The sequence below is a fragment of the Haloarcula onubensis genome (assembly GCF_031624605.1).
Classification (GTDB): Archaea; Halobacteriota; Halobacteria; order Halobacteriales; family Haloarculaceae; genus Haloarcula; species Haloarcula onubensis.
Genome location: NZ_JAMQOS010000002.1, coordinates 1 through 26,835 on the forward strand (window position 1 = coordinate 1; position 26,835 = coordinate 26,835).

General features: G+C 68.4%; 32 protein-coding genes. 21 read left to right on the top strand and 11 right to left on the bottom strand.

The genetic code is table 11. The annotated features are described in order from the left end of the window. Positions 1-303 precede the first annotated feature (303 nt). Together NDI86_RS06730 and NDI86_RS06735 are read left to right on the top strand one after the other, a co-directional pair. Positions 304-912: an MBL fold metallo-hydrolase gene (locus NDI86_RS06730; protein WP_310899649.1), complete on the top strand. Its 609-nt coding sequence runs from the start codon at positions 304-306 to the stop codon at positions 910-912. Between the two features lie 45 nt (positions 913-957). Then, positions 958-1,845 carry a hypothetical protein gene (locus NDI86_RS06735; RefSeq protein WP_310899650.1) on the top strand — a complete coding sequence of 296 codons (888 nt, stop codon included), beginning with the start codon at positions 958-960 and terminating at the stop codon, positions 1,843-1,845. An 18-nt stretch (positions 1,846-1,863) separates the two neighbouring features. Here the strand turns inward: NDI86_RS06735 and NDI86_RS06740 are convergent, their stop codons facing one another. After that, on the bottom strand, positions 1,864-2,013 hold the full coding sequence (locus NDI86_RS06740) for a 50S ribosomal protein L40e (protein WP_310899651.1): 150 nt from the start codon (positions 2,011-2,013) through the stop codon (positions 1,864-1,866). Between the two features lie 84 nt (positions 2,014-2,097). On the opposite strand from NDI86_RS06740, the gene NDI86_RS06745 reads away from it, so the two are divergent. Next, the gene (locus tag NDI86_RS06745; RefSeq protein ID WP_310899652.1) at positions 2,098-3,162 is read left to right on the top strand and encodes an enolase-like domain-containing protein; all 1,065 of its coding nucleotides are present in this window, start codon (positions 2,098-2,100) and stop codon (positions 3,160-3,162) included. 143 nt (positions 3,163-3,305) lie between these two features. On the opposite strand, the gene NDI86_RS06750 is transcribed toward NDI86_RS06745, so the two are convergent. After that, complete coding sequence (locus NDI86_RS06750; protein WP_310899653.1) at positions 3,306-3,815, bottom strand: DUF367 family protein; 510 nt, start codon at positions 3,813-3,815, stop codon at positions 3,306-3,308. Between the two features lie 129 nt (positions 3,816-3,944). Here NDI86_RS06750 and NDI86_RS06755 point away from each other — a divergent pair, with 129 nt between their 5' ends. The 3 genes from NDI86_RS06755 to NDI86_RS06765 all read left to right on the top strand — a co-directional run bounded on the left by NDI86_RS06755 (position 3,945) and on the right by NDI86_RS06765 (position 6,615). Next, entirely contained in the window at positions 3,945-5,660 is a 1,716-nt protein-coding gene (locus tag NDI86_RS06755; protein WP_310899654.1) for a redoxin domain-containing protein, read from the top strand. After that, positions 5,653-5,994, top strand: a complete 342-nt coding sequence (locus NDI86_RS06760; RefSeq protein ID WP_310899655.1) for a nuclear transport factor 2 family protein — start codon at positions 5,653-5,655, stop codon at positions 5,992-5,994. The genes NDI86_RS06755 and NDI86_RS06760 overlap by 8 nt, the downstream gene beginning before the upstream one ends. 153 nt (positions 5,995-6,147) lie before the next feature. Beyond that, on the top strand, positions 6,148-6,615 hold the full coding sequence (locus NDI86_RS06765; protein WP_310899656.1) for an NUDIX hydrolase: 468 nt from the start codon (positions 6,148-6,150) through the stop codon (positions 6,613-6,615). Between the two features lie 32 nt (positions 6,616-6,647). Here NDI86_RS06765 and serS read toward each other — a convergent pair whose 3' ends face one another. Further along, on the bottom strand, positions 6,648-8,030 hold the full coding sequence (gene serS / locus NDI86_RS06770) for a serine--tRNA ligase (protein ID WP_310899657.1): 1,383 nt from the start codon (positions 8,028-8,030) through the stop codon (positions 6,648-6,650). 253 nt (positions 8,031-8,283) lie between these two features. On the opposite strand from serS, the gene NDI86_RS06775 reads away from it, so the two are divergent. Both NDI86_RS06775 and NDI86_RS06780 read left to right on the top strand, forming a co-directional pair. Then, positions 8,284-9,186 carry an MBL fold metallo-hydrolase gene (locus tag NDI86_RS06775; RefSeq protein WP_310899658.1) on the top strand — a complete coding sequence of 301 codons (903 nt, stop codon included), beginning with the start codon at positions 8,284-8,286 and terminating at the stop codon, positions 9,184-9,186. Between the two features lie 208 nt (positions 9,187-9,394). Next, complete coding sequence (locus tag NDI86_RS06780) at positions 9,395-11,341, top strand: cation:proton antiporter domain-containing protein (protein WP_310899659.1); 1,947 nt, start codon at positions 9,395-9,397, stop codon at positions 11,339-11,341. 57 nt (positions 11,342-11,398) lie between these two features. On the opposite strand, the gene NDI86_RS06785 is transcribed toward NDI86_RS06780, so the two are convergent. Both NDI86_RS06785 and NDI86_RS06790 read right to left on the bottom strand, forming a co-directional pair. Next, entirely contained in the window at positions 11,399-12,532 is a 1,134-nt protein-coding gene (locus tag NDI86_RS06785; RefSeq protein WP_310899660.1) for a thiolase family protein, read from the bottom strand. Between the two features lie 71 nt (positions 12,533-12,603). Continuing rightward, positions 12,604-13,074 carry a pyridoxamine 5'-phosphate oxidase family protein gene (locus NDI86_RS06790; protein ID WP_310899661.1) on the bottom strand — a complete coding sequence of 157 codons (471 nt, stop codon included), beginning with the start codon at positions 13,072-13,074 and terminating at the stop codon, positions 12,604-12,606. Between the two features lie 113 nt (positions 13,075-13,187). Between NDI86_RS06790 and NDI86_RS06795 the strand changes: the two genes are divergently transcribed. Further along, on the top strand, positions 13,188-14,549 hold the full coding sequence (locus tag NDI86_RS06795) for an ATP-binding protein (protein ID WP_310899662.1): 1,362 nt from the start codon (positions 13,188-13,190) through the stop codon (positions 14,547-14,549). Positions 14,550-14,571: 22 nt separating this feature from the next. On the opposite strand, the gene NDI86_RS06800 is transcribed toward NDI86_RS06795, so the two are convergent. After that, positions 14,572-15,006 (bottom strand): universal stress protein, encoded by a 435-nt coding sequence (locus tag NDI86_RS06800; RefSeq protein ID WP_310899663.1) that lies wholly within the window; start codon positions 15,004-15,006, stop codon positions 14,572-14,574. Positions 15,007-15,110: 104 nt separating this feature from the next. Between NDI86_RS06800 and NDI86_RS06805 the strand changes: the two genes are divergently transcribed. The 3 genes from NDI86_RS06805 to NDI86_RS06815 all read left to right on the top strand — a co-directional run bounded on the left by NDI86_RS06805 (position 15,111) and on the right by NDI86_RS06815 (position 16,740). After that, a complete protein-coding gene (locus NDI86_RS06805; RefSeq protein WP_310899664.1) occupies positions 15,111-15,383 on the top strand; it encodes a hypothetical protein in 273 nt (90 codons plus the stop codon). Between the two features lie 120 nt (positions 15,384-15,503). Continuing rightward, the gene (locus NDI86_RS06810; protein WP_310899665.1) at positions 15,504-16,379 is read left to right on the top strand and encodes an MBL fold metallo-hydrolase; all 876 of its coding nucleotides are present in this window, start codon (positions 15,504-15,506) and stop codon (positions 16,377-16,379) included. Positions 16,380-16,443: 64 nt separating this feature from the next. After that, entirely contained in the window at positions 16,444-16,740 is a 297-nt protein-coding gene (locus NDI86_RS06815) for a hypothetical protein (protein WP_310899666.1), read from the top strand. Here the strand turns inward: NDI86_RS06815 and NDI86_RS06820 are convergent, their stop codons facing one another. After that, positions 16,741-17,685 carry a DUF5787 family protein gene (locus tag NDI86_RS06820; protein ID WP_310899667.1) on the bottom strand — a complete coding sequence of 315 codons (945 nt, stop codon included), beginning with the start codon at positions 17,683-17,685 and terminating at the stop codon, positions 16,741-16,743. 195 nt (positions 17,686-17,880) lie between these two features. Between NDI86_RS06820 and NDI86_RS06825 the strand changes: the two genes are divergently transcribed. From NDI86_RS06825 to NDI86_RS06850, 6 genes are all read left to right on the top strand, one after another. Next, entirely contained in the window at positions 17,881-18,225 is a 345-nt protein-coding gene (locus NDI86_RS06825; RefSeq protein ID WP_310899668.1) for a response regulator, read from the top strand. 83 nt (positions 18,226-18,308) lie between these two features. Next, the gene (locus NDI86_RS06830; protein ID WP_310899669.1) at positions 18,309-19,541 is read left to right on the top strand and encodes a translation initiation factor IF-2 subunit gamma; all 1,233 of its coding nucleotides are present in this window, start codon (positions 18,309-18,311) and stop codon (positions 19,539-19,541) included. Then, a complete protein-coding gene (locus NDI86_RS06835; protein WP_310899670.1) occupies positions 19,538-19,915 on the top strand; it encodes a twitching motility protein PilT in 378 nt (125 codons plus the stop codon). Before NDI86_RS06830 ends, NDI86_RS06835 begins: the two co-directional genes overlap by 4 nt. A 1-nt stretch (position 19,916) precedes the next feature. Continuing rightward, positions 19,917-20,495, top strand: a complete 579-nt coding sequence (locus tag NDI86_RS06840; protein ID WP_310899671.1) for a DNA-directed RNA polymerase — start codon at positions 19,917-19,919, stop codon at positions 20,493-20,495. Next, complete coding sequence (spt4, locus tag NDI86_RS06845; protein ID WP_310899672.1) at positions 20,495-20,692, top strand: transcription elongation factor subunit Spt4; 198 nt, start codon at positions 20,495-20,497, stop codon at positions 20,690-20,692. Before NDI86_RS06840 ends, spt4 begins: the two co-directional genes overlap by 1 nt. Position 20,693: 1 nt before the next feature. Next, positions 20,694-21,239, top strand: a complete 546-nt coding sequence (locus NDI86_RS06850) for a GTP-dependent dephospho-CoA kinase family protein (RefSeq protein ID WP_310899673.1) — start codon at positions 20,694-20,696, stop codon at positions 21,237-21,239. 264 nt (positions 21,240-21,503) lie between these two features. On the opposite strand, the gene NDI86_RS06855 is transcribed toward NDI86_RS06850, so the two are convergent. Then, positions 21,504-21,659, bottom strand: coding sequence for a rubrerythrin-like domain-containing protein (locus NDI86_RS06855; RefSeq protein ID WP_310899674.1), 156 nt, complete (start codon positions 21,657-21,659; stop codon positions 21,504-21,506). Between the two features lie 233 nt (positions 21,660-21,892). Next, a complete protein-coding gene (locus NDI86_RS06860) occupies positions 21,893-22,933 on the bottom strand; it encodes a TIGR01177 family methyltransferase (protein WP_310899675.1) in 1,041 nt (346 codons plus the stop codon). A 258-nt stretch (positions 22,934-23,191) separates the two neighbouring features. On the opposite strand from NDI86_RS06860, the gene NDI86_RS06865 reads away from it, so the two are divergent. The 3 genes from NDI86_RS06865 (at position 23,192) to NDI86_RS06875 (ending at position 25,462) form a co-directional block, all read left to right on the top strand. Beyond that, positions 23,192-23,752, top strand: a complete 561-nt coding sequence (locus tag NDI86_RS06865) for a TATA-box-binding protein (RefSeq protein WP_262179453.1) — start codon at positions 23,192-23,194, stop codon at positions 23,750-23,752. A gap of 70 nt (positions 23,753-23,822) precedes the next feature. Then, the gene (locus NDI86_RS06870) at positions 23,823-24,212 is read left to right on the top strand and encodes a DUF7473 family protein (RefSeq protein ID WP_310899676.1); all 390 of its coding nucleotides are present in this window, start codon (positions 23,823-23,825) and stop codon (positions 24,210-24,212) included. Beyond that, positions 24,212-25,462, top strand: a complete 1,251-nt coding sequence (locus tag NDI86_RS06875; protein ID WP_310899677.1) for an MFS transporter — start codon at positions 24,212-24,214, stop codon at positions 25,460-25,462. The genes NDI86_RS06870 and NDI86_RS06875 overlap by 1 nt, the downstream gene beginning before the upstream one ends. A 6-nt stretch (positions 25,463-25,468) precedes the next feature. Here the strand turns inward: NDI86_RS06875 and NDI86_RS06880 are convergent, their stop codons facing one another. Together NDI86_RS06880 and hisG are read right to left on the bottom strand one after the other, a co-directional pair. Continuing rightward, the gene (locus tag NDI86_RS06880) at positions 25,469-25,660 is read right to left on the bottom strand and encodes a hypothetical protein (RefSeq protein ID WP_310899678.1); all 192 of its coding nucleotides are present in this window, start codon (positions 25,658-25,660) and stop codon (positions 25,469-25,471) included. A 277-nt stretch (positions 25,661-25,937) separates the two neighbouring features. Next, entirely contained in the window at positions 25,938-26,786 is an 849-nt protein-coding gene (gene hisG, locus NDI86_RS06885) for an ATP phosphoribosyltransferase (RefSeq protein WP_310899679.1), read from the bottom strand. Between the last annotated feature and the right edge of the window lie 49 nt (positions 26,787-26,835).

Here is a 26,835-nt window from a genome sequence, read left to right on the forward strand (position 1 = left end):
GGCGCTGTGGCGGCACTACGGAGCGCAGCGAGGTATCCGCCACAGCGCCCGCGAGCAGCCGAGGGCTTGCTGGGTATGCGTAGTAGGGGCAGTGATGGAGACTGCTAGCGAGCAGCCGAGGGCTTGCTGGGTATGCGTAGTAGGGGCAGTGATGGAGACTGCTAGCGAGCAGCCGAGGGCTTTCTGGGTATGCGTAGTAGGGGCAGTGATGGAGACTGCTAGCGAGCAGCCGAGGGCACGACCAGCCACGTGACCCCCGACGAGCCCTAGGCACTCAAGCGGGTCCCGCCACACGCCATAGACATGGAGGTCCACAACGTCACCGCCGACGCAGAGACGTTCACGTGCAACGCCTACCTCGCGCTGGGCGAGCGACCCACGCTGGTCGACGCGGGCGGGTGGGAGGGCGTCGTCGACGCCGTCCGGGAACACACCGACACCGTCGACGCCGTCGTCCTGACCCACCAGCACGGCGACCACGTCCAGGAACTGGACCGCGTCCTCGACGCCTTCGACGCGGAGCTGTACGCCTACGGCGACCACCCGCGCCGGGACCACGCCATCGCTGACGGCGACGAGGTGTTGGTCGGGTCGGAGACCTGCGAGGTGGTGTACACGCCGGGTCACGCCGACGACCACGTCTCGCTGGTCTCCGACCGGTCGCTGTTCTCGGGCGACGTGGTCGTCCACGACGACGGCGCCTTCGAGGGGGGCTCGTTCGGCCGGACCGACCGCCCCGGCCAGTCCCGCGAGCGCGAGATAGAGAGCATCCGCCGGCTGCTCGACAGGCTGCCCGACGGCGTCGAGGGGATGTACTCGGGCCACGGCGGCGTCTTCCACGGCGACGTCCGCGGTATCGTCGAGAAAGCCCTGGAGCGGGCCGAACGGCGCGAGCCCAAGTATCAAGAGTGACAGCCGGCGCGTAACGCCTTAACGGGATGCCGCTGATGTCGAAGTATGCATCGGCGGACACTCGCCGGGGCGGGTCTGGGTGCCGCCGGACTCGTCCTGGCCGGCATCCAGCTCGTACACGCCGTACAGCAGACGGATATCCCGGTCGCAATCGCGGTCGACGGCCTCCCCTTTGCCGCGATGGGGGTGGCGCTCGTGTACGCCGGCTACTGGCTGGCCCGCGACGACGCCTTCGAGGCGACGGCGACGCGGGTCGTCGTCTGGGGCGCCGGCGCGACGGTCGCGTTCGCAGCCGTGGCCGCCCTCCTGCTCTTTAGCCAGCAGGTCACCATGGGGGGACTCGACCGGGCCGCCTTCCTCACCGTCGACGTCCTCACCGTCGGCGCGCTCACCGGCGTCCTCGTGGGGCTGTACGACGCCCAGAGCCGACAGCGACGGCGCGAACTCGAAGCCGAACGGGACCGCGTCGAAGCGTTCGGCCGGAAGGCCGCGGACGTGAACAACTACGGCCGGGCCATCGCCACGGCGGGCAGCGACGACGCCATCGCCGCATACATCACGGAGGCAATCAGCTCGCTGACCGGTATCTCGGAGACTGCGGTCCTGCGGGTCCGGGACGACGAGGCGGAACTGCTCTCGAACACGGTCCGGACCGCGGACGCCCAGACGGTCGCCGAACTCGCCAGAGCGGTCCGCGAGGAGCCACGCGGCGACGTGGTCGCCCACGAGCGCTCGCCGCCGGTCGCCCTCGGTGAGGGGGTCAGCGACGTGCTCACGGCCGTCGTCACCGAGGACGGCGAGACCACGACCGTCGTGGTCGCCGTCGACACGGGCGACGCGCCGACCGACGAGCAAGACCGGAAGCTCCTGGAACTGGTCGTCGCTCACGCGACGGTGCGGCTGGACAGACTGGCCACGCAGCAGGTGGCGTGAGAAAACCGCCGGAGCGGGTTATGCGGACCGCGCTTCCTTCGCCTTCGGGCGGAGCTTGCCGTAGCCACATTTCCGGCAGCGCTCGGCGCGCTGCGGGTTGCGGGCGTTACACCGCATACATATCTGCTTGTTCAGGATTCGGTCTGACGCTTGCTCGAAACTGGCCATGCCTGCCGGTTGCCCGTCTGGGCGTTTAAGCTTTGAGTTTCGGGTTGCGGTCGGCTTTTTGACGCTGGCGCCCCTCTATCGGATATGTACGACCGCGTCGCGGACCTCCCGCTCACCGTCGAGGACTGTACCTTCGAACTGCGCGAACGCGCCACCTCCAGCGGGTTCGACCGGGCGACGACCACCATCGCGCTGTCGGGCGACGGCGAGACGGGCCACGGTGAGGACGTGACCTACACGAACGCGGCCCACCACGCGCTGGTCGACCACGCCGTCGACCTCGCCGGCGAGTACACCGTCGACTCCTTTTCGGACGCCCTCGGCGACGCCGACATCTGGCCCGACCCGCCCGACGAGGAGCGCTTTCGGCACTACCGCCGGTGGGGGTTCGAGAGCGCGGCGCTCGATTTGGCGCTCAAGCAGGCCGACACCTCGCTGGGAGCGGCGCTCGATAGGGCCTACGACCCCGTCGACTTCGTGGTCTCGACGCGGCTGTCGAACCCACAGGACGACGACCCGCCGACGACAGACCGGCTCGACGAGCTCCTGCGGATTCACGACGACCTCGCGTTCAAACTCGACCCGACGCCCGAGTGGGACGACGAACTCCTCGAAACGCTCTCCGACTACGACGTGCGCGTGCTGGACCTGAAGGGGCTCTACGAGGGGACCGAGGTCGACGTCGAGGCCGACCCCGACTTTTACCGCCGGGTCGCCGACGCCGTCCCGGACGCCTTCCTGGAGGACCCGAAGCTCACCGGTGAGACCCGCCCCGTCTTCGACGGGCGCGAACAGCGGGTCACCTGGGACGCCCTCATCACCGGCGTCGAGAGCATCGAGTCGCTGCCCTTCGAACCCGCGTGGCTCAACATGAAACCCTCGCGCTGTGGCTCCGTCGAGTCCGTCCTCGACACCGTCGCCTACTGCGAGCGCGAGGGCATCCGGCTCTACGGCGGCGGCCAGTTCGAACTCGGCGTCGGCCGGGACCACATCCAGGCGCTGGCGTCGCTGTGCTACGCGGACTCGCCAAACGACGTGGCGCCGGGGGGCTACAACGACCCGGAGGCGGGCGTGGGGCTGCCGGCCAGCCCGCTCGCGCCGCCGGCCGACCCCACGGGTATCGGCGTCGGCTTCGGCCCTGAGAACTGATGGTGTAGCTACATTATCGCCGGCGTGGTACTCCCACGTATGTACTGTCCGTCCTGCAACAGGACAATCGAGGACGAACTCGAAGCCCACGCCAGACACGCCTGTCCGTACTGTGACGCGGGGTTGCTCGAACCGACGGCGCGCTAGTCCTCGACGAGGTAGTCGTCCTGGACCGCCACGACCTCCGTCGAGTCCGCACAGTCTGCGTACCGTTCGAGGGGTTCCTCGTTGAGTTCGAGGAAGGTGTGGCCCCACGAGAACTTCGCGAGGATGTCCTCGGCGTGGGCTCGTTCGCCGAGGATACAGAGCGCCCCGGCGAAGGCCTCGACCGTGTTGAGCTGGAACGGGGTGCCGTAGTTGACGGGGTTGCCCGCGACGAGGAAGGGGAGCGAGCGGTGGACACCCTGGAGGTCGAACGCCTCGCGCTCGGCGGTCTCCCACGAGCAGTCGAGCGCGACCAGGCGGTCGTGGCGGGCGCCCGACCCGACGGCGTCCGCCGGCGAGAGCGCCTGCTCCGCGAAGGGGTTACAGACGATGCCCGGCGGCGTCGAGCGGGTCGCTCGGTGGAGCTCGGCGAGGTCGAACCGGGCGAGCTTCCGGGCGCTACACTTCTTGGGGTCGTCGTCGCCCTCGTACCGGACGTGCAGTTCCACAGCGACCGTACCGTGGCGGTGGGCAAAAGGCGCTCGGTACACGCTGTGACCGCGCCGTAGCGGTGGTCCCGGGTTTTGTTCCTCGATTTCGCACCAGTGTTTAAGTAGTGACAGTTCGATTACCGGCCTGTGCTTTCCGAGGGGGCGACCGCTCCGGGGTTCGAGCTACCGGCGCTAGTCGACGGTGAGCGGCGCCGCGTCGCGCTCGACGAGTATCTCGGCGACGACGTCGTCATCCTCGCGTTCTACCCGGCCGATTTCAACCCCGCCTGCGACGAGGAGTCCTGTGACCTGGACGAACTCGACCTCTTTACGATGCAGAAGGACGTGACCATCCTCGGCATCAGCCCGGACTCGGTGTACAGCCACCGTGCCTTCGCCGAGTCCTACGACCTCAAGGTCCCGCTGCTGGCCGATACGGACGGCGAAGTCGCCGAGCGCTACGACATCGGCCTCGTCGACGACATCGGCCAGCGCCTCATAGAGCGGGCCGTCGCCGTCGTCGACCACGACGGCACCGTCACCTACGCCTGGAGTACCGACGACATGAGCGAGCTACCCCGGGTCGACGAACTCAAAGACGCGCTGGCCGAGACCGGGGGCGACGACACTGCCTTCGCCCGCTACCGGGTCGGTCACGCCCACTACACCGAGGGCCGTCGCGCGTTCACCTCCGCGATGGAGGCCTTCGAGAACACGGAGTGGGTGATGGCCCAGCACGACTTCCAGCAGGCCTGCGAGGAGTTCGAAGAGGCCGCCGACCGGTTCGACACCGCCCTGCGGTTCGTCGACGACGAGGCGCTGGCGCCCATCTACGAGGGGGCCAACGAGAAGGCCACCGCGCTGTGGCAGGCCGCCGACTGGCTGACTCGGGCGGCCAGCGCCTACTCCAGTGGTAGCGGTGCCAAGGGGCAGAAGCTGCGCGACGACGCCGAGGTGCCGCTGTCGACGGTCCGGGAGTACATCGAACCGCCGGACCCCGACGACCCGTGGCCGCCCGACGTGGCGGACCTGGAGAAGGCGGAGACGGAGGACTACAGCATCCTCCCGACGGACCCCGACGTGGGAGACGCCGCGCTGGACGTCGACATCGACGCGGAGGTCACGGACGAGGGGGCGACCGCGTCCGACCCGGCCCCGGGGCCGGCCGACTCCGGCGAGGACGGCGCCGCGAACGACGGCGAGGCTGGCCCCGCCACGGCGAGCGACGGCGACGGCGGTGCCGCCGACGCGGACTTCGACGACGCGGAACTGGCCGAGATTCAGGCCGAACTCGCCGCCAACAACCCGGAGTCGGAGCCCTCCGTGGAGGAGGTGACCGAGGAGTCGACCGCTATCGTCGAGGCGCCGCCGATGGGCGACTCCGACGGCGAGGGCGAACCGGCGGACGCCGACGTCCCCGAGGAGTCGACGTCCATCGTCGACCCCCCGTCGACGGATGCGTCCGAATCGGCCGACGATAGTAGTGACGACGGGGCTGGCGCTGTCGACGAGACCGCTACTGACGAGGGGGGCGCCGCCGACGAGACCGCTGTCGGTTCGGGAGACGGTCCGACCGAAGCGGACGCGTCCGGGACGGCCACGGCTGCCACCGACGAGGGAGTGGCCGACGGCGAGGAGGCGGCGGACGTGACGAGCGGCGGGGAACTGCCCGCATCGGCCGACGCGGAGACGGACACCGCCGCGGACGGGACCGACGGAGCGGACGAGCGCGACGGGACGGACGACGAGGACGGGACGGACCTCCAGTTCGAACTCGCGGAGCCGGACCCCGACCCCATCGACGCCGGTCCGCCGGCACCGCCGGTCGAGGAGGCCGACGGGGAGTCCGGTCTCGATGAGTGAGCCGCCGACGGCGCCGGCCGACCAGGCGCGGGCGTACTACCGCGCGCTCGACGAGGGCGACTACGACCTGCTCGGGGCCCTGCTGACCGAGGGGTTCGTCCACGACCGGCCCGACCGGACGCTCGACGGCCGGGCGCGGTTCGTCCGGTTCATGCGCGAGGAACGCCCCCAGACCGACACCACTCACCCCGTCGACGCGGTGTTCGAATCCGAGGGAACCGTCGCGGTGCGCGGACGCCTGCTCGACGCCGACGGCGACCCCATCGCCCGCTTCGTCGACGTCTTCGAGTTCGCCGCCGGGCGCATCGACCGCGTCGAGACGTACACCCGGTAAGCGGGAGAAGACATATACCCGGGCGTCCGCGACGGTAGGTACTGTATATCATGTGTATCGACAGCATACCACGGCCGGCTACCCGCGGGCGACCGGTCAGACGGCCGATTAGGGCCCGAGTAGCTATGCCCCCCAGACCGGAGTACTAAGTCCATGGTGAACGGGTCTGCGTCGCGACAGGAGTCCACGGGTGAGTTGCTTACCGGACGGTTCGAGCCGCGCTCGGGTGCGAAAGCGCTCGTGACCAGCGGCCACGCGGTACTGCTGGTCAGGGAGCGCCACAGCGACGGCACGCCGTTCTGGACGCTCCCCGGTGGTGGCGTCTGCGCTCACGAGAACCCCGTAGAGGGGCTGCGCCGGGAACTGGTCGAGGAACTCGGCTGTCGCTCGCGCGTCGACGACCCCGTCTCGACGTTCTGGTACGCCCACGACAGCCACGAGGCGACGGTGTCGATGTACACGGTCTTCGAGTGTTCGCTGCTCTCGGAGCCGGTGCCCAACCACGGCGAGGGCGTCTTCGAGGCGCGCTGGGTCGAGCCCGATTCGCTCCCGCCGGCGACGCTCCCACAGGTCCGCTATCTGTGTCAGGCGGCCGTCGATAGCGCGACCGGCAAGGACTAGCTACTCGCGGGCGAGTTCGCTCGCGTCCGGGCCTACTCGCGCTCGCCGGCCCCGACGGCGCTCTCGCCGATGGGCGCCGACCCCTCGATGACCTCCTGGCCGCCCATGTACGGCCGCAGTGCTTCGGGGACGGTGACGGACCCGTCCTCGTTCTGGTAGTACTCCAGAATGGCGACCATAACCCGGGGGACGGCCAGCCCGGAGCCGTTGAGCGTGTGGAGGTAGTCGGCCGACTCGTGCCGTTCGGGCCGGTAGCGCAGGCCTGCTCGCCGGGCCTGGAAGTCCTCGAAGTTCGACACCGAGGAGACTTCGAGCCACCGCCCGCCCACGTCGGGGCCCTCGTCCATGTCGTCGCCCGGCGCCCACACCTCGATGTCGTACTTCTTGGCCTGGGTAAAGCCCATGTCGCCGGTACACATGTGCAGCACCCGGTACGGGAGTTCGAGTTCGTCCAGCACGGCCGCGGCCTCCTCGAGCAGCGATTCGAGCCGGTCGTAGCTCTCCTCGGGCCTGACGAAGTTGACGAGTTCCACCTTGTGGAACTGGTGCACCCGGACGTACCCCCGCGTCTCCGTGCCGTGTTCGCCCGCCTCCCGGCGGAAGTTCGGCGAGAACGCCTGGTGTTTCACGGGGAGGTCGTCGTCCAGCAGAATCTCGTCGCGGTACATGTTCGTCACCGGCACCTCCGCCGTCGGCAGCAACCACAAATCGTCCTCGTCGATGTCGTCGTCCTGGCGCTTGCCCACCCGATAGGCGTCCTCGTCGAACTTCGGGAGCTGACCGGTCCCCTCCATCGACGCGGAGTTGACCGGGATGGGCGGCAGGATATCCTCGTAGCCCTGCTCGCGGTGGACGTCGAGCATGAACTGCACCAGCGCGTGCTCCAGGCGCGCGCCGTCGCCCTTGACGAACTGGAAGCCGCCGCCGCTGACCTTCGCGCCCCGCTCGAAGTCGAGGATGTCCAGTTCCTCGCCGAGGTCGTAGTGGGGGACGACGTCGTCGGGCAGTTCGCGCAGGTCCGAAAAGCCCTCGCGGTAGCGTTCGACGTTGTCGCTCTCGTCCTCGCCCGTCGGCACCGACTCGTGAGGGACGTTCGGAATCTCAAGCAGCGCGGCCTCGAGCCGGGACTCGAGTTCGTCGGCCCGGTCCTCGACGTCCTGTAGCTCCTCCTTGAGTTCGCTGGACCGTTCGATGGCCTCCTGTGCGGCCTCCTCGTCGCCCTCCTGCTTGAGTTTCCCAATCTTCGAGGACACCTCGTTTCGCTCCTGTCGCAGCCCGTCGCCTTTCGCCTTCAGCTCCCGCCACTCCTCGTCGATAGCCAGAATCTCGTCGAGGTCGACGTCCGTGACGCCCTTGCGCTCGATGGCATCCCGGACCGTCTCGGGATGCTCCCGGACGAACTGTCTCGATAACATGGTCGGCGGTTCTCGCGGGCGGGAATTATGCGTGTCGGTCCTCACAGCTATCGCTGTCTGAACTGTCGACTGTTTCGACTGCAACCAACACAGCCAGAAAGCCCCCGCTCCAGTCACTGGTGACGAGTCTCTCGACAGCCAGAAAGTCTGCCGGGGCTTTCTGACTGTACACGGATACCATCGCGCTCTCAGTGTCAGCAGTTCTGTCTCCTCCTAGCACAACCGTTTTCCACGCCGACGGCCACCTTCGAGTATGGCAATTGGCGACGTGTACGAGGCCGCGGAGTGCGAGGACGTCCACTACGTCGATACGGGGATGTACGACGTGGCCGAATACGGCTCGGTGTACGTCGTCGACGCCGAGCGGCCGGCGCTCGTCGATACGGGCATCGGTGCCAACTACGAGCGGGTTCTCGACGTGATGGCCGAGGTCGGCGTCGCTCCCGAGGACCTCGAGGCGATCGCCATCACGCACGTCCACCTCGACCACGCCGGGGGCGCGGGCTATCTGGTCGAGGAGTGCCCGTCGGCGACCGTCTACGTCCACGAAATCGGCGCGTCCCACCTGGTCGACCCGACGCGGCTCTGGGAGGGGACAAAGCAGGCCGTCGGCGACCAGGTGCAGTACTACGCCGAGCCGAAACCGGTCCCGGAAGACCGAATCGTCGAACTCACAGACGGTGACGAAATCGACCTGGGGGACCACACCCTCAGGGCCCACCACGCCCCGGGCCACGCTCCCCATCAGGTGGTCTTTCACGACCCCGCCATCGACGGGGTGTTCACGGCCGACGCGGCAGGCATCTTCACCCCGTCGACAGACGCGGTCAACGTCACCAGCCCGCCGGTGAACTTCGACCTCGACCAGGCGCTCGACGATGTCGAGACCATCCGCGAACTGGACCCCGAGACGCTGCTGTACGGCCACTTCGGTACCGAGCCCGCTGACGACCGGCTCGACGAGTACGCCGAGAAACTCGACGACTGGGTCACCGCCGTCCGCGAGAAACGGGCCGAACTCGACGACGACGACGCCGTCGTCCAGCACTTCGCCGAGACGGTCGAGACCCCCGACGTCTGGGGCGAGCACAAGGCCCGCGAGGAGGTCGCACTGAACGTCCGAGGCGTGCTCGTGATGCTCGACCGGGCCGACTGATACTGCCGGCTGTGACGAACTGAAGGAGTTCGCGGTGGCGAACGTCTTTCCGAACTCACAGCCGGCAGTATGGGACGCTGGCAATTTCTGCCACGCGTTCGCGAGAGAAACCGACAGGGACGCCACAGACTCCCTGTCGCGCGGTTTTCGCCCGGAGCAAGTAAGTGCGTTTATAAGGGCCGATACCGTTGTCCGGGATAGATGGACAGTGGCTGGTAGCTCTGGACTCCTGATTCCGCTGGTGGCCGGCATCATCGGACTGGGCGTGCTCGCACAGGTGCTCGCCGCCCGCCTGCAGGTCCCGAGTATCATCTTCTACCTGCTGGTGGGGGTCATCATCGGTCAACCGGGGCTGGGTATCGTCGGCCGGGGCACCTTCGGCAACGCGCTGCCCGGCATCGTCGGGCTGGCCGTCGCCATCATCGTCTTCGAAGGGGCCTATCACCTCCGGTTCGAGCGGATTCGCGAGGCCCCGGCCGCCACCTTCCGGTTGGTGACGCTGGGCGCGGCCATCGCGCTGGTCGGCACCGCCACGGCCGTCTACTTCGCCTTCGATTCGCCGGCGGTCACCTGGAAGCTCGCCTTCCTCATCGGCGCCCTGCTGGTCGCGACCGGACCGACGGTCATCACGCCCATCCTGAAGGTGGTCCCGGTGCGGGACCGCGTGGCGACGGCGCTGGAGACCGAGGGTATCGTCAACGACGTCACGGCGGCTATCATCGCCGTCGTCGTCTTCGAGACCCTCAACCCCGCCGCCGAGAGCGACGGGCTCCTGGTGGCCTTTGCCGAGCGACTGGGTATCGGACTGCTCGTCGGCCTCGTGGTCGCCGGCGCTCTCTACTACGCGCTGCGGTTCGTCGACCTCTCGCCGGGGGACGCGCCGCGTAACGCCCGCCTGCTGACGCTGGCCGGCGCGCTCGTCGCCTACGCCGCGGCCAACTCGCTGGCGACGGAGGCGGGCGTCGCCGCGGTGGCGACCGCCGGGATGGCGCTTGGCAACTCCGACCACCCCTACGAGGCCGACATCGAGTCGTTCAAGGGCGACATCACGCTGCTTGTCCTCTCGTTCGTCTTCATCGCGCTTGCGGCCCAGCTCAGCCTCCAGTCGCTCATCGACGTGGGAGTCGCGGGCCTCGTCGTCGTCCTCGCCGTGGCGCTGGTCATCCGCCCGCTGCTGGTGTTCGTCTCGACGGTCGGCGACCGGTTCACGCGCCCGGAGAAGCTCTTCATCAGCTTCGTCGGGCCCCGCGGTATCATCCCCGCGTCGGTCGCGACGCTGTTTGCCGTCGAGTTGCAAAACGAGGCCACCGTCCTCCGCGAGGAGGCGGCGGAGCTGAGCGGCGCCGAGGCGGCGCGGCTCACCGCCGAGGCCGGCGCCCTCTCCAGCCAGGCCGATATCCTGCTAGGCACCGTCTTCCTGGTCATCTTCGCCACCGCCATGCTGGAGGGCGGGCTGGCGCGGACGATTGCGGAGAAACTGGATGTGATACCAATGCGAGTCATCATCGTCGGCGGCGGAAAGGTGGGCCGGTCGCTCGCCACGCGCCTCGAAGACAGAGGCGAGAACGTCGTCATCATCGAGGAGAACGAATCGATAGTCGAACGCGCCCGCAACGACGGGTTCACCGTCGAAATCGGGGACGGAACGGACACTGACGTGCTCCGCTCGGCCGGGGCGGAGAACGCCAAGACGGTGGTCGCGGCCACCGGCGACGACGACGCGAACCTGCTGGTCTCACAGCTCGCGAGTTCGAAGTTCGACGTCGAGCGAATCATCGCCCGCGCGAACAACCCGGACAACGTCGAGGCCTTCGAGGACCTCGGGGTGCGGACCATCTCCTCGGCGATGGCGACGGCGTGGGCCATCGACAACCAGATAGAACGCCCCGCCATCGCCCACTGGATGACCGACGTGGGCCGTGTCGGAGACGTCCAGGAGGTCGAGGTGAAAAACCCGGCCCTCATCGGCAAGCCGGTCCGCGAGGTGGGGCCGATGCTGCCCGAGGCCTGTCTCATCGCGCTGGTCAGCGGCAACGGCCACACCGACGCCGAGGTGCCGACCGCCGACTACGTCCTCCAGGAGGGCGACATGGTGACGCTGCTGGGCCGGCGCGAGTCCGTGCGAGACGGGATGGAACTGGTCGCAGAGGAGTAGGGAGGGTCCGACTGTGGGGCGGCCCCTCGAAGCGACCCGTGCCGGCTAGCTCCTTTCTCACTCCCGGTGGAACTCGATAGCGGCGCCCTGGCCGAAGCCGACACACTCGGTCGCGAGTCCCAGGTCCGCGTCCCGCCGGTTCATCTCGTGGACCAGCGTCACGGGCAGCCGAGCGCCCGACGCGCCCAGCGGGTGCCCGATGGCGATGGCGCCGCCGTTGACGTTGAAGGCGTCGGCGTCGAAGCCGAGTTCGCGCCGGCAGTACACCGTCTGGGCGGCGAAGGCCTCGTTGAGTTCGACGAGGTCGTAGGCGTCGGTCTCGCGGCCGGTCCGCTCGGCGAGCGCCCGGACCGCCGGCACCGGGCCGATGCCCATCACCGTCGGGTCGACGCCGGCGACCTCGTGGGCGCCGATTTCGGCCAGCACGTCCAGGCCGTTCCGGTCGGCGAACTCGCGGCTGGTGACCACGAGTCCCGCCGCGCCGTCCGAGACCTGCGAGGCGTTGCCGGGGGTGACGGTGCCGTCCGATTTGAACACCGTCGGGAGCCCCGCGAGCGTCTCCAGGGAGGTGTCTCGGCGGATACCCTCGTCCTCGGTGACGGTGCCCTCGTCGGTCTCGATGGGGACGAGTTCGTCGTCGAACCGGCCCGAATCGGTCGCGTCGGCGGCCCGTTCGTGGCTCCGGAGCGCGTACTCGTCCTGTGTCTCCCTGTCGATGTCGTACTCCTCGGCGACCTTCTCGGCGGTCATCCCCATCTGTAGCTCGCCGATGTTGTACTCCTGTGCGAGCCGTGGGTGGACGTTGTGGGTGTTCTCGCCCATCGGGACCCGCGACATGGACTCGACGCCGCCGGCGACGAGCACGTCGCGCTGGCCCGCGGCGACGGCGTCGGCGGCCCGCATCAGCGCCTCCGCCGAGGAGGCACACCAGCGGTTGACCGTCGAGGCGGGGACGCCCTCGCCCAGGTCCGACAGCAGCGAGATGACGCGGGCGACGTTGTTGCCCTGTTCGCCCCGTTGCTGGGCACAGCCCCACAGCAGGTCGTCGACCGCGTCGGGGTCGATACCCGTCCGGGAGAGCAGTTCGTTCACGAGCGGAATCGAGAGGTCCTCGCTGCGGACGCCCGAAAGCGCCCCGTCTTCTTTGCCCTGGGGCGTCCGGACGGCGCCGACGATAACCGGTGTTGGCATGGCCGCGTCAACGACCGCTGTCGTGTTAAACCCTCACAAACTCACGGCCACGGACGAGGCGTTGTCGACTCTCAGGTTGGCTCGTCCACGTCGAATCCCGGCGGGAGCCCGGTGTGTTTGTACCCCGTCCACGCGTCGACGGCGAATCGGTAGACGGTCACGTCCTCGGTCTCCATCGCCGCCTCGATGACGTCCGGGCGCCAGGCCGCCTCCACCACCGGCAGGATGTCCTCCCACTCCTCGTCCGGGACGGCCTCGACGGTGCCCGACAGGAGGACGCTCTCCCAGCTAAAGGGGCTCTCGGCGGCGTAGGCGAGGAACCGGGCGCGGTCGGTCCCCTCGATGAGCCCGCGCTTGCGGCTGTCGGGGCCGCCGACGAACGTGAAATACAGCGTCGACTCGTCGTCGTACCCGAACGACATCGGAAGCAGGTAGGGGATATCGTCGGTCGGGAGGCCAAGCACCCCCATCTTCCGGTTCGTCAGGAAGGCCCGAATGGACTCGTCGTCCATCTCCGTCAGCTGTATCTCCTCAACTGTCATACGGCTGTAAGTTCGTGGCAGCGGCGAATAAGTCGTTCGGCGATTCCCGTCGCGCGAGAGCGTTCGGTTAGCTTCGAGGCACTTATGCCCGTCCCGAGGTAACCTGCGTGGGAATGAGCAATCCGGAACTGGACGTCGTGGAGTTCCTGCTGACGACGACTATCTACAGCGAGCGACGGGACCTCGACGCCGACGACCTGCCGCCGGCCTACCGGACGGTGTTCTGGAGCGAGGGGGACATCGAGCGCCCGCTGTCGGCGACCACGACGACGGCGCGGGAGGCGACCGGCGTCGAGCGGCCGTGGAACGCTGTCTCCGGGCTGATGTTCACCGACCGCGACGACTTCTCCGGGACTATCTCCTTTACCGACCAGAGCCTGGCCGAGGAGTGGTTCCTGGAGCGTGCCGACGCGGGCATCATCGAGGCGAACCCGGTGCTCGCGGCCGAGTACGGCGACGAGTTCGACGTCGACTACGACGCCGCCCGACAGGGCAACCGCCCGGCCCGGGCCGACCGCGCGTTCATCGACGCCCGCCTAGAGGAGGCCTTCGACAGCGACGACGAGGACGACGAGGAGATGCTCGACCTCGTGGACGTGCGGGCGCCCTCCGAGGTCGAGATGACGCTCAACGACCTCGTCTTGACGCCCGACCAGGAAGGCGAGATACAGAAGATAGTCAAGGCCATCGAACACCGCGACTACCTGGCCCGCATCGGACTGCGCGAAATCGGGAAGCTCCTCTTTGTCGGCCCGCCGGGCACCGGGAAGACGAGCGTCGCGCGGGCGCTGGCCCACGACCTCGACCTCCCCTTCGTCGAGGTGAAACTGTCGATGATTACGAGCCAGTATCTCGGCGAGACGGCCAAGAACGTCGAGAAGGTCTTCGAGGTCGCCAAGCGACTGTCGCCGTGTATTCTCTTCATGGACGAGTTCGACTTCGTCGCGAAGACCCGCTCGTCGGACGAACACGCCGCCATCAAGCGCGCGGTCAACACCCTGCTGAAGAGCATCGACGAGATTTCGCTGATTCAGGACGAGGTCCTGCTCATCGGCGCGACGAACCACCCCGACCAGCTAGACGCCGCGGCGTGGCGGCGCTTCGACGAAATCGTCAACTTCCCCAAGCCCGACCGGGACATGCGCGCGGACATCCTCCGCATCGTCACCCGGCAGATGGACATCACGGAGTTCGACCCGCAGGCGCTGGCCGAACTGACGGAGGGCCTGACCGGCAGCGACCTCCGACTCGTCCTGCGCGAGGCGGTGCTCGAGGCCCTGACCGAGGAGCGCACCACGCTCACCCAGCAGGACCTCGAAGACGCTATCAAGGACTTCGAGGAGCGTGACAACCTCAAGAACATGGACATGATAGACGGCGACCACGACGCGCTCGTCGCCGGCGGGGACTTCACCGAGGGCGACGGGGCGGCCTCCGACGGCGGCCACGACCACGCACACGACCACGACGACTGAGACGGCCGGCAGTGCGAGCGGCCTAGTTACTTCTGACGAGCACCACGTCGTAGGCGCCGTCGGTGGCGATGCGACCGCCGACGCTCGAGGCCGTCGTCAGCAGCCGACCGGCGTTGTCAGAGCCGATGAACACCATGTCGGCGTCGTTGCGCTTAGCGAATTTCCGGATGGGTTTCGCGATGCGGTTCCCGCTTACGCTCCGACTGCACCGCTCCCATTCGAAACCGGCGTCGGGTGCGACCGACGCCACCTGCTCGCGGAGCGTCGAGACGATTGTCCGGATGTCGAACGCCTCGCCGGCGTCGAGCCATCCCTGCTCGCGCGCGTATGCGGCGTTCCGGTCCGGGATGACAGTGATGACGAGGACCGACTCGTCGAGCGCTGCACCGAGTTCGTGGGCCCGGACGAGCGCGGTCTCGGCGTGTGCGGTGCCGTCGAACGGAACGACGAACGTCATACCGGTCACACGACGAGTACCGAGAAATATCCCCGGGCTCGTCGCGTGTCGCGTGCGCGCTCGGCTCAATCTACTGTTATATCGACGCCCGTCGATGTAGAACCATGACAGACGACGTGTTCACGGAACCCGACGACCCGACCGACGGCTGGATAGACGTCCGGATGACCGACCCCGACGCCGGCGAGTGGGACGTAGACGTGGTCGTCGCCGGTGGCCGGGTGGAGTTCGTCGACCTCCGAATCAGACCGGCCCTGCTCGCGGGCTTTATCGACTGTCTCGCGGCGGACCTGGGCGAGACGCGCGCTCGTGACATCCTCGCGACGGCGGCCCGCAGGCAGGGCGTCGAGCCGGCCGACCTGGCGACCGGGGAGTAGCGAGGCCGACCGTAGGTAGTCAGCGCAGTCGGGCACACGGCGCCCGACGACGGCCTCGAAAGAAGCGCCGAGCGAAGCGAAACGCGACACTTAGGGGCGTCGCCCCGTGAGTGTCACCCGATGGAGGTCACGCTGCTGGGGACCGGCGACACGACGGGCACGCCGACCGTCGGCTGTGACTGTGACACCTGCGAGCGCGCTCGCGACCCGGACGCGGAACTGCGCGAGCGCCTGGCCGAACGCGGCGTGGACGCGGCCGACGGCGTCGAGCGGTCGCGCTTCTCGGTGTATCTGGAGAACGACGCCACCGGCGAGACGCTGCTGGTCGACGTCAGCCCCGACTTTCGCCACCAGTTCCTGCGAGCGGGCGTCGCCTTGCCCGACGCGGCCATCGTCACACACGTCCACTTCGACCACCTCGACGGGCTGGGCAACGCCTACCGGCTGTTCGACGACCTGCCGGTGTACGCGGCCGACGAGACCGACCCCGTCACCGGCGAGAGCGTCGCCGAAGGTATCAGAAGCCGCTACGACTACCTCGACACCGTCTCGGTCTGCCCCCGGACGCCCTGCGAGCCCTTCGAGGTGGCGGGCTTCGAGGTGACGCTCGTCCCTGTGACCCATCCGCCGCTGCTGTGCTACGGGCTGTGCATCGAGGAGCCACAGAGCGGCGCCGTGCTCGCTATCTCGGGCGACACCTGCTACGAGGTACCCGAGCGCTCGCGCGACCTGCTCTCGGGCGCCGACCTCGCGCTCGTCGAGGGGCTCGTCCACGCCGAGGCCTGCGAGTTCCACCCGAAAGGCGGGGCCCACCACGACGACGAGGGCGTCCCGCGGACCTTCGGTACCAAGCACATGACCCTCTCGGGCGCCCGGGACTTCGCCGCGGACATCGACCCCGACGACCATCGTATCGTCCACACGGCCCACTATGTCCCGGCCGAGCGGGCCTTCGCCGACGACATCGCCGTCGACGGCGAGCGGTTCTCGCTGTGACGGTCACTCTCACGAACTGAGGCGGCCCGGGCACCTTTGTACGATGCGTGTGAAGACGGGGGCAATGGAACGGCGTGGAATCGCGGAGGCCGGCGGTGCGGCGCTCGCGAGCGCCCTGCTCGCAATCGGTGCGCTGTGGCTCGCCGTCGGCTACATCGACTGGGTACTGGTCGTCGGCCTCGCCGCCGGCGTCGCTATCGCCGCCGCGGCCAACTACCGGGCCCGGACCGGCCACGCCGACGCCGTCGCCACGGAGGCGCCCGAGGTGACCGCCGACAACTTCGAGAACTACACGCCGGTGAAAGCCGGCGACGGCGGCACCGAAGGGCTCGATGCCGAGCGCGACGACGAGTCGACGTAGTCAGCGAAAGCGGTCCAGCCCCGACTGGCGACGGCGGAAGCCGTCCGGGTCGGGGTCCCAGGGCGAGCGGGCCGCTCGCAGTTCGTCGGTGTCGACCCCCGGCGGCTCGTCCGCCTCGTAGCCCCCACAGTCCGTGCCACACTCCTCGCTCGCCCGGACGGGCCGGCCCTTCCACGCACACTGTGGAAGCCCGTCGTCGTCGGGCGAACACCGCGCACACGCCGGGTAGTCGAACGTCCGCCACCCCTTGGCGTAGGCCCGCTCGGCCAGTCGCGTCCGGGCGCTGGCCGTCTCGCTCGCCGTCACCGGCCGGACGTCGGTCCGGCCGGGGTGGCCCTCGATGCGTTCGATGCCGGGCCCGTCGACCGGGAGTCGGGTCGGCTCGCGGACCACCTCGCGCTCGCCGCTGTCGGGGTCGAACCGCCAGACACCGACCCCCTCGGGGATGCGGTTGAGGTGGGCCCGGGTGACGTAGTCGGCCGTCGCCAGCACCACCTCGTCGACCAGCGCCAGCGACACGTCGGTCCGTAACTGGGCTTCGAGGTCCCCCGGCCGGTCCAAGTCGGGCTTGTTCTCGACGGCCGTGATGCGGTCGACCCAGTCGGGATAGCGGGCGGTCTGGCGGACGTACGTCCGGCCGCCCCGTCGCTCGCGCTCGAAGAAGCCCCGCTCGACGGCGAGTGTCCGGGCCCGCTCGGCCCGGTCTGGGTGGCAGTCGAAGGCGTCTTTCCAGTAGCGGGCCCGACCCGTCCCCACGTCGGCCTCGATGGCCGCCGTCGGGATGCGCTCGGGCGTGATGGCGGCCCGGGCCGGGATATCGCCTTCGACGACGACGGTGTCGAGGATGCGACGCCCGTGGACGTGGCCGCCGAGCTGGCGGCTCACCAGCCGGTCAGCCCCTTCGAGGTGGGCACACAACGCCAGCTCGAACCCGAACTCACGCACATCGGGAGAGAGGGACGGACTGGACAAAAACCGTGTGTTCGTCGGGCGTGTGTCGGTCGTCGCCGAACGCGTTTTCAGCGCGTGAACACGCTAACGGCGGTTTATGCGCGGGGGGACCCGACTGCTGCACGAACGGGGTGTGTCGATGTGACGGGTGGGAGTTCGGGCGCTGGAGCGCCGTATCACGTACTGGTAGTGGACGACAACCGAGCGCTGGCGTCGGTCGTCGCGGAGTCGCTGGAACACGTCGACAGCGAGTTTCGGACCGCATACACCACCGAGCCAGCGGACGCGCTAGCGCGACTGCGCCGGGGCCGCGTCGACTGTCTCGTCACCGACTACGAGATGCCCGACGTCGACGGGCTGGCGCTGGTCGACCGGGACGGGACGGATACACCGTTCGTCGTCTTCACGCAGCGCCGCGACGAGCAGGTCGCGAACGCCGCCGCCGACCGCGGCGGCGCCTACCTCCGGAAGGGCGCCGGCCGCGAGCAGTACCGCCGTCTGGCGGCGCTGGTCCGTGAGCAACTCGGTAACTAACCGGCCCGAAGGTCCTGACCGCGGGTCGAAACAGTAGGTTTATCAGTCGCACGTGGCGAATCTCCACCAAGATTACTCCCGAGATGACATCACACAACCAACCGGAGGTGAACATCGGACTCGTCGGCCACGTCGACCACGGGAAGACCACCCTGGTACAGGCGCTGTCCGGCGAATGGACCGACCAGCACTCCGAGGAGATGAAGCGCGGAATCTCTATCCGGCTCGGCTACGCCGACGCCACCTTCCGTCGCTGTCCCGAGGAGGACGAACCCGAGGCCTTCACCGTCGAGGAACACTGCGAGGCCCACGACGTCGACACCGACCACCTCCGGACGGTGTCGTTCGTCGACGCTCCCGGTCACGAGACGCTGATGGCGACGATGCTGTCGGGCGCGGCCATCATGGACGGCGCCGTCCTCGTGGTGTCGGCGACCGAACCCGTCCCGCAGGCCCAGACCGAGGAACACCTCTCGGCGCTCGATATCATCGGCATCGACAACATCGTCATCGCCCAGAACAAGGTCGACCTCGTCGACGAGGAGCGAGCGATGCAGAACTACGAGCAGATACAGGAGTTCGTCGAGGGGACCGTCGCCGAGGGCGCCCCCGTCGTCCCCATCAGCGCGGGCCAGGAGGCCAACATCGACCTGCTCATCGACGCCATCGAGCGGGAGATTCCGACGCCGGAACGGGACCCCGACGCGGACGCACGCATGATGGTCGCCCGGTCGTTCGACATCAACCGCCCCGGCACCACGTGGGAGGACCTGCTGGGCGGCGTGCTGGGTGGCTCGCTCGTCGCCGGCAAACTGGACGTCGAGGACGAACTCGAACTCCGGCCCGGCCGCGAGGTCGAGGAGGGCGGCCAGACGGAGTGGCGCCCGGTCGAGACCGACGTGCGCTCGCTGCAGGCCGGCGGCGACTTCGTCGACGAGGTCACGCCCGGCGGCCTGCTCGGCGTCGGCACCGGACTGGACCCCGCCATCACGAAGGGCGACGCGCTGGCCGGCCAGGTCGCCGGCCCGCCCGGCAGCCTGCCGCCGACCCACGAGCAGTTCGTCATGGACGTCGACCTGCTCGACCGCATCGTCGGCGACGACGGCGGTGAGGTCGACGAGATATCCACCGGCGAGCCGCTCATGTTGACTATCGGCACTGCCACCACCGTCGGCTCCGTCACCAGCGCCCGCGGGGGCGAGTGCGAGGTCGCGCTCAAACGGCCGGTGTGTGCCGAAGCCGGCGCGAAGATAGCGATAAATCGGCGTGTCGGGACCCGGTGGCGCCTCATCGGCGTCGGCACACTGCGTGAATGATAGTGCTGGATACGAACGCACTCATGATGCCGGTCGAATGCGAGGTCCGCCTCTTCGAGGAGATAGAACGGCTGCTGACCGACGCCGGCGACTACCTCGTCCCCGAGGCCGTCCGGAACGAACTCGACAAACTGGCCGACGGCGCCGGGACGGAAGCGACCGCGGCCGCCGTCGGTCGGGACCTGCTCGACCGGTGTACGCTCGCGCCGACCGACGCCGACTACGCCGACGACGCCGTCCTCGAACTCGCCGCGCGCGAGAACGTGACACACGCCGTGACGAACGATAAACCCCTCAAACGCCGCCTGCTCGACGCGGGGATTCCAGTAATTAGTTTAAGGGGCCGGAACAAACTGGGTATCACTCAACCATAACATGTACAAACGGGTACGCCTACGCGATACAGTCGAAGTGCCGCCGCGCCACCTCGCGGACGTGAGTCCGGGGATGGTCAAGAAGCTCCTGCAGGACAAACTGGAGGGCCGGATGGACGAGGACGTCGGTAGCGTCGTCTCCGTCATCGAGGTCCACGACATCGGTGACGGCGCGGTGCTCCCGAACAAGCCCGGCGTCTACTACGAGGCCGAGTTCGACGCGCTCACCTTCGACCCCCAGATGCAGGAAGTCGTCGACGGCGAGGTCGTCGAGGTCGTCAACTTCGGCGCGTTCGTCGGCATCGGCCCCGTCGACGGCCTGCTACACGTCTCTCAGATTTCCGACGAGTACCTGGCCTACGACGAGGAGAACCAGCAACTGGCCTCCCGCGAGTCCAACCGCACGCTCGGTGTCGGCGACCCGGTCCGGGCCCGCATCGTCACCAAGAGCATCGACGAGCGCAACCCCCGTGACTCCAAGATAGGCCTCACCGCGAAGCAGGTCGGTCTGGGCAAGCACGGCTGGCTCAAGGAGGAGCGCAAGAAACGCGAGGGCACCGCGGAAGTCGGTGATAGCTGATGGCCGACCGACTCGTCTGTCGCGACTGTCACCGCGTCCAGGGCGCCGAAATCGAGAGCCAGTGTGAGGCCTGTGGCGGGACCTCCCTCACGGAAGACTGGGCCGGCTACGTCGTCATCGCCCACCCCGAGGAGTCGGACATCGCCGCCGAGATGGAAGTGACGAAACCGGGCCGCTACGCGCTGAAAGTCCGCTAACGTGGCCGACGTTTTACTGGACCTCCCCCGAGACCTCCGGAGCGACCTCAAGGCGCCGATGGGCGCCATCTACACCGACACAGCGGCGCTGCTCGCCGACGCCGGCGCCCCGCTCGTGGCCGTCGGTGACATGGTCACCTACCACCTGCTGGAAGCGGGCCGGGTCCCCGACCTCGCGCTGGTCGACGAGCAGACCAAGCGCTCGGCCGTCGACGAGACGGTGACCGCGGCCATCACCGGATTCGACCGGACCGTCGCCGTCGACAACCCCGCCGGGACGCTCACCCGCGAACTCCTGGCCGCGATGCGGGACGGACTCGCCAGCGACGCGACGACGCTCGTCGACGTCGCGGGCGAGGAGGACCTGGCCGCGCTGCCCGCCGTGCTCATGGTCCCGGAGTCGGCCAGCGTGGTCTACGGCCAGCCGAACGAGGGGATGGTGCTCGTGACGCCTGCGAGCGAGGTCCGGGAGCGCGCACGGTCGATTCTGACGCGGATGGACGGGGATTCCGACGTGGTTTTCGAACTCGTTGAGCGTGTCGAGTGACGCGACGACGCGGACACAGACACCGTTACGGGTGACTGACGACACTGTTGCGAACAGCCGAAAAGCCCCGGGCGGCTACGGTCCCGCGAGGGACCGGAGGTCCCTCGTCTTGACGAGCGGCGAAGCCGCGAGTCAGAGCCGAGAGCGCGGGGATTTGCTGGCAGTGAGCGGTGCTGTGCGCTCCGATTGCTAGCGGGGATTTCCAACTGTCCACAGAGAGCCCACCAACTGCACAGCCCGTTTCGAACCCGGAGACTGAATCGACTACTGCGGTCGCGGGACCGAGAGGTTCTGCATCTCGACGCCGCAGCGGTCACAGCTGACCGACGAGAGCTCGCTACAGAGGCGCTTACCGCAGTCCGGGCACTCGAAGAGCCGTTCGTCGTCGTCGCAGGGGGCGGGGTCTGACCACCGTGGCATATTATCCACATATGCCCATCCCGACAGCTTAAACCTTGTTACCACTCCGCAACGATGGACGTTCGTCCAGGAAAACTGGACGAACGGTCACCGAAGTGTGCGGGCCTGTCATTGCACAATCAGGTCGGGCCTGTAAGTGAACGTCCTGCCCAAGTCCAGTCACGTTAGCACGTGTACGTGCCTGCCCAACGTCCAGTCACGCCAGCACGTGTACGTGCCTGCCCAACGTCCAGTCACGCCAGCACGTGAACGTGCCTGACCAGCGACCGGTGGACGCGCCGTTCGAAGCGGTCGGCGACGGTCCAGTCGGCCTCGCGGGCCAGCGCCGACCAGTCGCGGTCGGCGACCAGCACGCAGCGGGGCGCGAGACGGCGGGACTCGGCGAGCGCACCGGAGACGAGGGGGGCGAGGTCGCCCTCGATGCGGGACTGTCGGCCGTAGGGGGCGTCGAAGACGACGGCGTCGGCGGCGTCGTCGGCCAGCGGCAGTCGAGCGGCGTCCGCGCGGACGAGCCCCCAGTCGCCGGGGTCGGGATACCGGTCGGGGGCGGGATGGCCCGCGCCGTCGAGGACGTGCCGGAGGTTCCGGCGGGTGCCCCGGACCATCTTCGCCTGTGCGTCGCTCCCGACCACGCGGGCGCCGACGAGGCCGGCCTCCAGCAGCAGGCCGCCGGTGCCACACATCGGGTCGACGACGGTCCTGTCGGGGCGGGCGCCGGCGATGTTCACCAGCGCCCGCGCTTCGAGCGGGGCCATGCTGCCGGGCTGGAAGAAGGGACGGTCGGTCGGCTGACGGCCGCCGAAGTCCCGCAGCGAGTCGACGACCGCCCAGCCGAGCGCACAGCAGGCCTCGCCCGGCGCGTCGTCGCCGGTCTCCTCGTCGCCCGCGGGGTCGGAAAAGTACGCGTACAGCGTGTGGTCCGGAGCGTCGAGGTCGACGGCGAAGCCGCGGTCGGTGAGGACGCCGCCCAGCGCGCGCTCGGCCCGCTGGGTGTCGACCTGCGTGCTCGCTCGGACGTCGACGGCCCGCACCGCGACGGTCCCCTCGCGGTCGAGACTGGCCGCCTCGAGGACGGCCCGCGCGCTCTCGATGTCGGGGTCGCCGGTCCCGACGAGTTCGCAGGCCCGGTGGGTGTAGGCGAGGTGGCGGGCGCGGTCGGTGACGCCGCGGGCGGCGGCGAGGCCGGGCGCGAGGGGGGACACGTCGCTGGCCGCGCTCGCGGCCTCGCGGCGCGCGAACGGGTCGTCCTGGCCGCCGAGTTCGAGGACGTACACGCTCGCTCACTGTTCCCGGGGCGGTATCAGCGTGCCGGTCCGCTGCGGTCGCTCCGAACCCGGAGACGGCGACCCGGCCCGCCGACCGGCCGTCCCGCGGGGTCCGCCGGAGCCGACCGGGCGATACCACCGGCGACTCGGCGTGACGAGCCGTATTTAAAACGATTTATAGTCGAGATGCTGATAGTTTTTACCCGTTGACTGTCAGTCCATGCCATGAACCTTTATAAAGGTTAAATACGTGTTTTAAGTCGAGATATGGTTGACCCCAAGGAGACCATCAACATCGAAAACGTCGTCGCCTCGACCGGTATCGGCCAGGAGCTCGACTTACAGAGCGTGGCGATGGACCTCGAGGGTGCCGACTACGACCCTGAGCAGTTCCCCGGACTCGTCTACCGCACGCAGGACCCCAAGTCCGCGGCGCTGATCTTCCGTTCGGGCAAGATCGTCTGTACCGGCGCGAAGTCGACAGACGACGTCCACCAGAGCCTGCGCATCGTCTTCGATAAGCTCCGCGAGCTACAGATTCAGGTCGACGACGACCCCGAAATCGTCGTCCAGAACATCGTCACGAGCGCGGACCTCGGCCGGAACCTCAACCTCAACGCCATCGCCATCGGGCTGGGGCTGGAGAACATCGAGTACGAGCCCGAGCAGTTCCCGGGTCTCGTCTACCGACTCGACGAGCCCGACGTGGTGGCGCTCCTCTTCGGTTCCGGGAAGCTCGTCATCACGGGCGGCAAGAAGCCCGACGACGCCAAGGAGGCCGTCGACAAGATAGTCTCCCGGCTCGAAGAGCTCGGGCTGCTGGACTGACGGTCCGGAGCGCCGAGCGACCGCACCGCGGAGCACAACGCACAAACGCTGGCACGCCCAACTGTCGGGTATGCTCCAGGCCGGAACGCCGAGTCTGACGGGCGGTGGCGTCCTCGCAGTCATCGTCACGCTGTTGCTGACGTGGCTGTTCTACGCCGTCACGCTCCATCTGGCGGCGACCTTTTTCATCGGTGACGCGCCGACACAGCTGGCGGCGAAAGCCGCTCTCGTCCCCGCCGTTGTCTCGATGCTGCTCCAGCAGTGGGGCGTCGCCTCGGGGCTGGTCTCGCCCAGCCTCGGCGTCCTGGTGGTCGTCGTGGCGACGCTCGTCGCCGACGGCATCGCTATCAGCCTCTCCTACCGGCTCTCGACGAGTTCGACGGCGCCGCTCGTGGCGCTGCATCTGGCCTTCGCCGCGGTGCTTGGCTTCGCGTTGAACAACATCTTCGGCCTCCTCTGATGGACGGGAACGACCGCGCTATCGTCTCGTTTACCGGGCTGGCCCACGCGCTCGTCCACACCTACGAGCTCTCTATCCCCATCTTCGTCGTCGTCTGGCTCGCCGAGTTCCCCGTGACGACCGCCACGCTGGGCACCGTCGTCGCCGTCGGCTACGGCCTCTTTGGTGCGGGCGCCCTCCCCGGCGGCGTCCTCACCGACCGCTACGGTTCGAACACGCTCGTCACCGCCTGTCTCGTGGGGATGGGCGCCTCGTTCCTGCTGCTTTCGGTCGCGCCGACCGTCCCAGTCATCGCCGTCGCGCTGGGGCTGTGGGGCCTCTCGGCCAGCGTCTACCACCCCGCCGGGCTGGCGCTCATCTCGACGGGCGTCGAGGCCCGGGGCAGCGGCTTCGCCTACCACGGGATGGCCGGCAACGCCGGTATCGCCTTCGGCCCGCTCGTGACCGCGCTGCTCCTCCTCGTCGCCGACTGGCGGGTCGTTGCCGCCGCGCTGGTCCTGCCGGCCGTCGCCGCCGTCGCCTACGCCCGCACCGCCGAGTTCGACGAGACGGCCGCCGTGAGTGCGGACGGCGGGGTAGAGGCCACTGACGACGGCCCGCCCGCTTCCCTCCGCGAGTTCCTCGCCGACAGCCGGGCGCTGTTTACCACCGGCTTCGCGCTCGCGATGCTCGTGGTGATGGCTAACGGCCTGTTCTACCGCGGCACCCTGACCTTCCTCCCGGACGTACTCGGTCGGTTCCTCCCTCCAGTGGGAGACGTCCTCGGCCTCTTTGCCGACAGCCCGCTCGCCGCGGAGTTCGACCTCGCCTTCTACCTCTATGCGGCCCTGCTGACCGTCGGTATCGGCGGCCAGTACGTCGGCGGGAAGCTCACCGACCGCATCGACACGGCGACGGGACTGGCCGCGGCATTCGCCGGCCTGGCGGTGGTCGCCGTGGCGTTCGTCCCCGCCGCCAGGGCCGGCATCGCCCCGCTGCTGGTTGTCAGCGCCGCGCTCGGTTTCCTCCTCTTCATGCTCCAGCCACTCTACCAGGCCACCATCGCCGAGTACAGCCCGCCCGGTGACCGCGGCCTCTCCTATGGCTACACCTACCTGTGTTCTTTCGGCGTCGGCGCGGCCGGCGCGGCCATCTCGGGCTACCTGCTGTCGGCCGTCGGCGTCTCCGGCACGTTCCTGGGGCTCGCGGTGTTCCCGGTGCTGGGACTGGGCTTCGCGCTGGCGCTGTGGCGCCTGGGCGGGGACGAGTGACCCGCGCTACCGACCCGCACGCAGGTACGAGACGCTCCCGACGACGGTCACGAGGACGACAACAGTGAGAGCGAGCACGCCCGCGAGGACGTTCAGCGCCATCACGGCGAAACTCGCCACCACGAGACTCAGGAACGCCCAGCCGCCCAGCAGGAGCACCAGGATATCGATTCGCTGGCGGAGAGCGGCGTCTACCATACGTCCCGATGCGCACCACGGGAGATAGCTATATCGGCGACAAACGGCCTGTCGCGGGCGTCGATGGCGTCGCGACGACTCGGGGAGGCAGGGCCACCGGAGCCAGCATACCGCGCTTCGCTACGCCCAGCGCGGTTTCACTTTACGCCAACGGTGCGCGACGAACGGTGCGCAGCACCGTGAGTCAGTGAGTGTGAACGGTGTTTTTAGCGTAGATTTTTGCAACGGGGGGTTCCCGCAGCGCCGACGGCGAGAGGCCCCCCGAAGTAACAAGGGACTATTCGACTAAACGTTCGATTTCCGTCACCAGCACGTCGCTCGCGCCCACGTCCTTGAGGTCGTTGATGGTCTCGAAGACGTCGCTGTCGTCGACGACGGCGTGGACGGCCACGTCGTCGCTGCCGGCGATGTCCATCACCGTCGGGCCACCCATCCCCGGGAGTACGTCTTTGACCTCGTCGAGCGCGCTCTCGGGGGCGTTCATCATCAGATAGCGTTTCCCCTCCGCCGAGAGCACGGAGTGCAGCGCCATCCGCACCTGCTCGACCTTCTCGTCGTCGGCCACGTCCTCGCGGGCGAAGAGTCGAACCGAGGAGGACAGCACCTCGTCGATGATTCCCAACCTGTTCATCCGCAGGGTCGTCCCCGTCGAGGTGATGTCGATGATGCCGTCTGCGATGTCGACGTGGGGCGTGAGTTCTGTCGCGCCGGAGACCTCCGCGATATCGACGGAGACGTCGAGGTCGGCGAAGTACCGCCGGGCGATGTTGGGAAACTCCGTGGCGACGGTGCCGCCGTCGAGGTCGTAGACGGTCTCGATGTCGCCGTCCTCGGGCGCGGCCAGCACGAGCCGACAGCTCCCGAACTCGAGGTCGAGTAGCTCCGCCAGGTTACTGACCTCGGACTCGCGGACCTGGTCCAGTCCGGTGATGCCGATATCGGCCGCGCCGTCGGAGACGTATTCGGGGATGTCCGCGGCCCGCGCGTACAGCACCGTCACCTCCGGGTCGACAGTGTCGGCGTATAGCTGGCGGTCGGCTCCGTCGACGATGTGGAGGCCGGCCCGTTCGAGCAGGTCTTCGGCCGGTTCGTGCAGGCGGCCCTTGTTGGGGACGGCGATTCGCATACTGGAGAGTCGACGGCGCGGGCCTACTGTCTTTCCCTCTAGTAGGGGT

Coding starts and splice junctions, on each gene's coding strand:
- NDI86_RS06805 (WP_310899664.1), top strand. CDS start 15,111: ATGACAGACGACGTGTTCACGGAACCCGACGACCCGACCGACGGCTGG.
- NDI86_RS06740 (WP_310899651.1), bottom strand. CDS start 2,013: ATGGCCAGTTTCGAGCAAGCGTCAGACCGAATCCTGAACAAGCAGATA.
- serS (WP_310899657.1), bottom strand. CDS start 8,030: ATGTTATCGAGACAGTTCGTCCGGGAGCATCCCGAGACGGTCCGGGAT.
- spt4 (WP_310899672.1), top strand. CDS start 20,495: ATGGCCGACCGACTCGTCTGTCGCGACTGTCACCGCGTCCAGGGCGCC.
- NDI86_RS06795 (WP_310899662.1), top strand. CDS start 13,188: ATGAGCAATCCGGAACTGGACGTCGTGGAGTTCCTGCTGACGACGACT.
- NDI86_RS06815 (WP_310899666.1), top strand. CDS start 16,444: ATGGAACGGCGTGGAATCGCGGAGGCCGGCGGTGCGGCGCTCGCGAGC.
- NDI86_RS06835 (WP_310899670.1), top strand. CDS start 19,538: ATGATAGTGCTGGATACGAACGCACTCATGATGCCGGTCGAATGCGAG.
- NDI86_RS06760 (WP_310899655.1), top strand. CDS start 5,653: ATGAGTGAGCCGCCGACGGCGCCGGCCGACCAGGCGCGGGCGTACTAC.
- NDI86_RS06865 (WP_262179453.1), top strand. CDS start 23,192: ATGGTTGACCCCAAGGAGACCATCAACATCGAAAACGTCGTCGCCTCG.
- NDI86_RS06775 (WP_310899658.1), top strand. CDS start 8,284: ATGGCAATTGGCGACGTGTACGAGGCCGCGGAGTGCGAGGACGTCCAC.
- NDI86_RS06880 (WP_310899678.1), bottom strand. CDS start 25,660: ATGGTAGACGCCGCTCTCCGCCAGCGAATCGATATCCTGGTGCTCCTG.
- NDI86_RS06840 (WP_310899671.1), top strand. CDS start 19,917: ATGTACAAACGGGTACGCCTACGCGATACAGTCGAAGTGCCGCCGCGC.
- NDI86_RS06765 (WP_310899656.1), top strand. CDS start 6,148: ATGGTGAACGGGTCTGCGTCGCGACAGGAGTCCACGGGTGAGTTGCTT.
- NDI86_RS06785 (WP_310899660.1), bottom strand. CDS start 12,532: ATGCCAACACCGGTTATCGTCGGCGCCGTCCGGACGCCCCAGGGCAAA.
- NDI86_RS06745 (WP_310899652.1), top strand. CDS start 2,098: ATGTACGACCGCGTCGCGGACCTCCCGCTCACCGTCGAGGACTGTACC.
- NDI86_RS06855 (WP_310899674.1), bottom strand. CDS start 21,659: ATGCCACGGTGGTCAGACCCCGCCCCCTGCGACGACGACGAACGGCTC.
- NDI86_RS06730 (WP_310899649.1), top strand. CDS start 304: ATGGAGGTCCACAACGTCACCGCCGACGCAGAGACGTTCACGTGCAAC.
- NDI86_RS06810 (WP_310899665.1), top strand. CDS start 15,504: ATGGAGGTCACGCTGCTGGGGACCGGCGACACGACGGGCACGCCGACC.
- NDI86_RS06790 (WP_310899661.1), bottom strand. CDS start 13,074: ATGACAGTTGAGGAGATACAGCTGACGGAGATGGACGACGAGTCCATT.
- NDI86_RS06830 (WP_310899669.1), top strand. CDS start 18,309: ATGACATCACACAACCAACCGGAGGTGAACATCGGACTCGTCGGCCAC.
- NDI86_RS06875 (WP_310899677.1), top strand. CDS start 24,212: ATGGACGGGAACGACCGCGCTATCGTCTCGTTTACCGGGCTGGCCCAC.
- hisG (WP_310899679.1), bottom strand. CDS start 26,786: ATGCGAATCGCCGTCCCCAACAAGGGCCGCCTGCACGAACCGGCCGAA.
- NDI86_RS06870 (WP_310899676.1), top strand. CDS start 23,823: ATGCTCCAGGCCGGAACGCCGAGTCTGACGGGCGGTGGCGTCCTCGCA.
- NDI86_RS06800 (WP_310899663.1), bottom strand. CDS start 15,006: ATGACGTTCGTCGTTCCGTTCGACGGCACCGCACACGCCGAGACCGCG.
- NDI86_RS06735 (WP_310899650.1), top strand. CDS start 958: ATGCATCGGCGGACACTCGCCGGGGCGGGTCTGGGTGCCGCCGGACTC.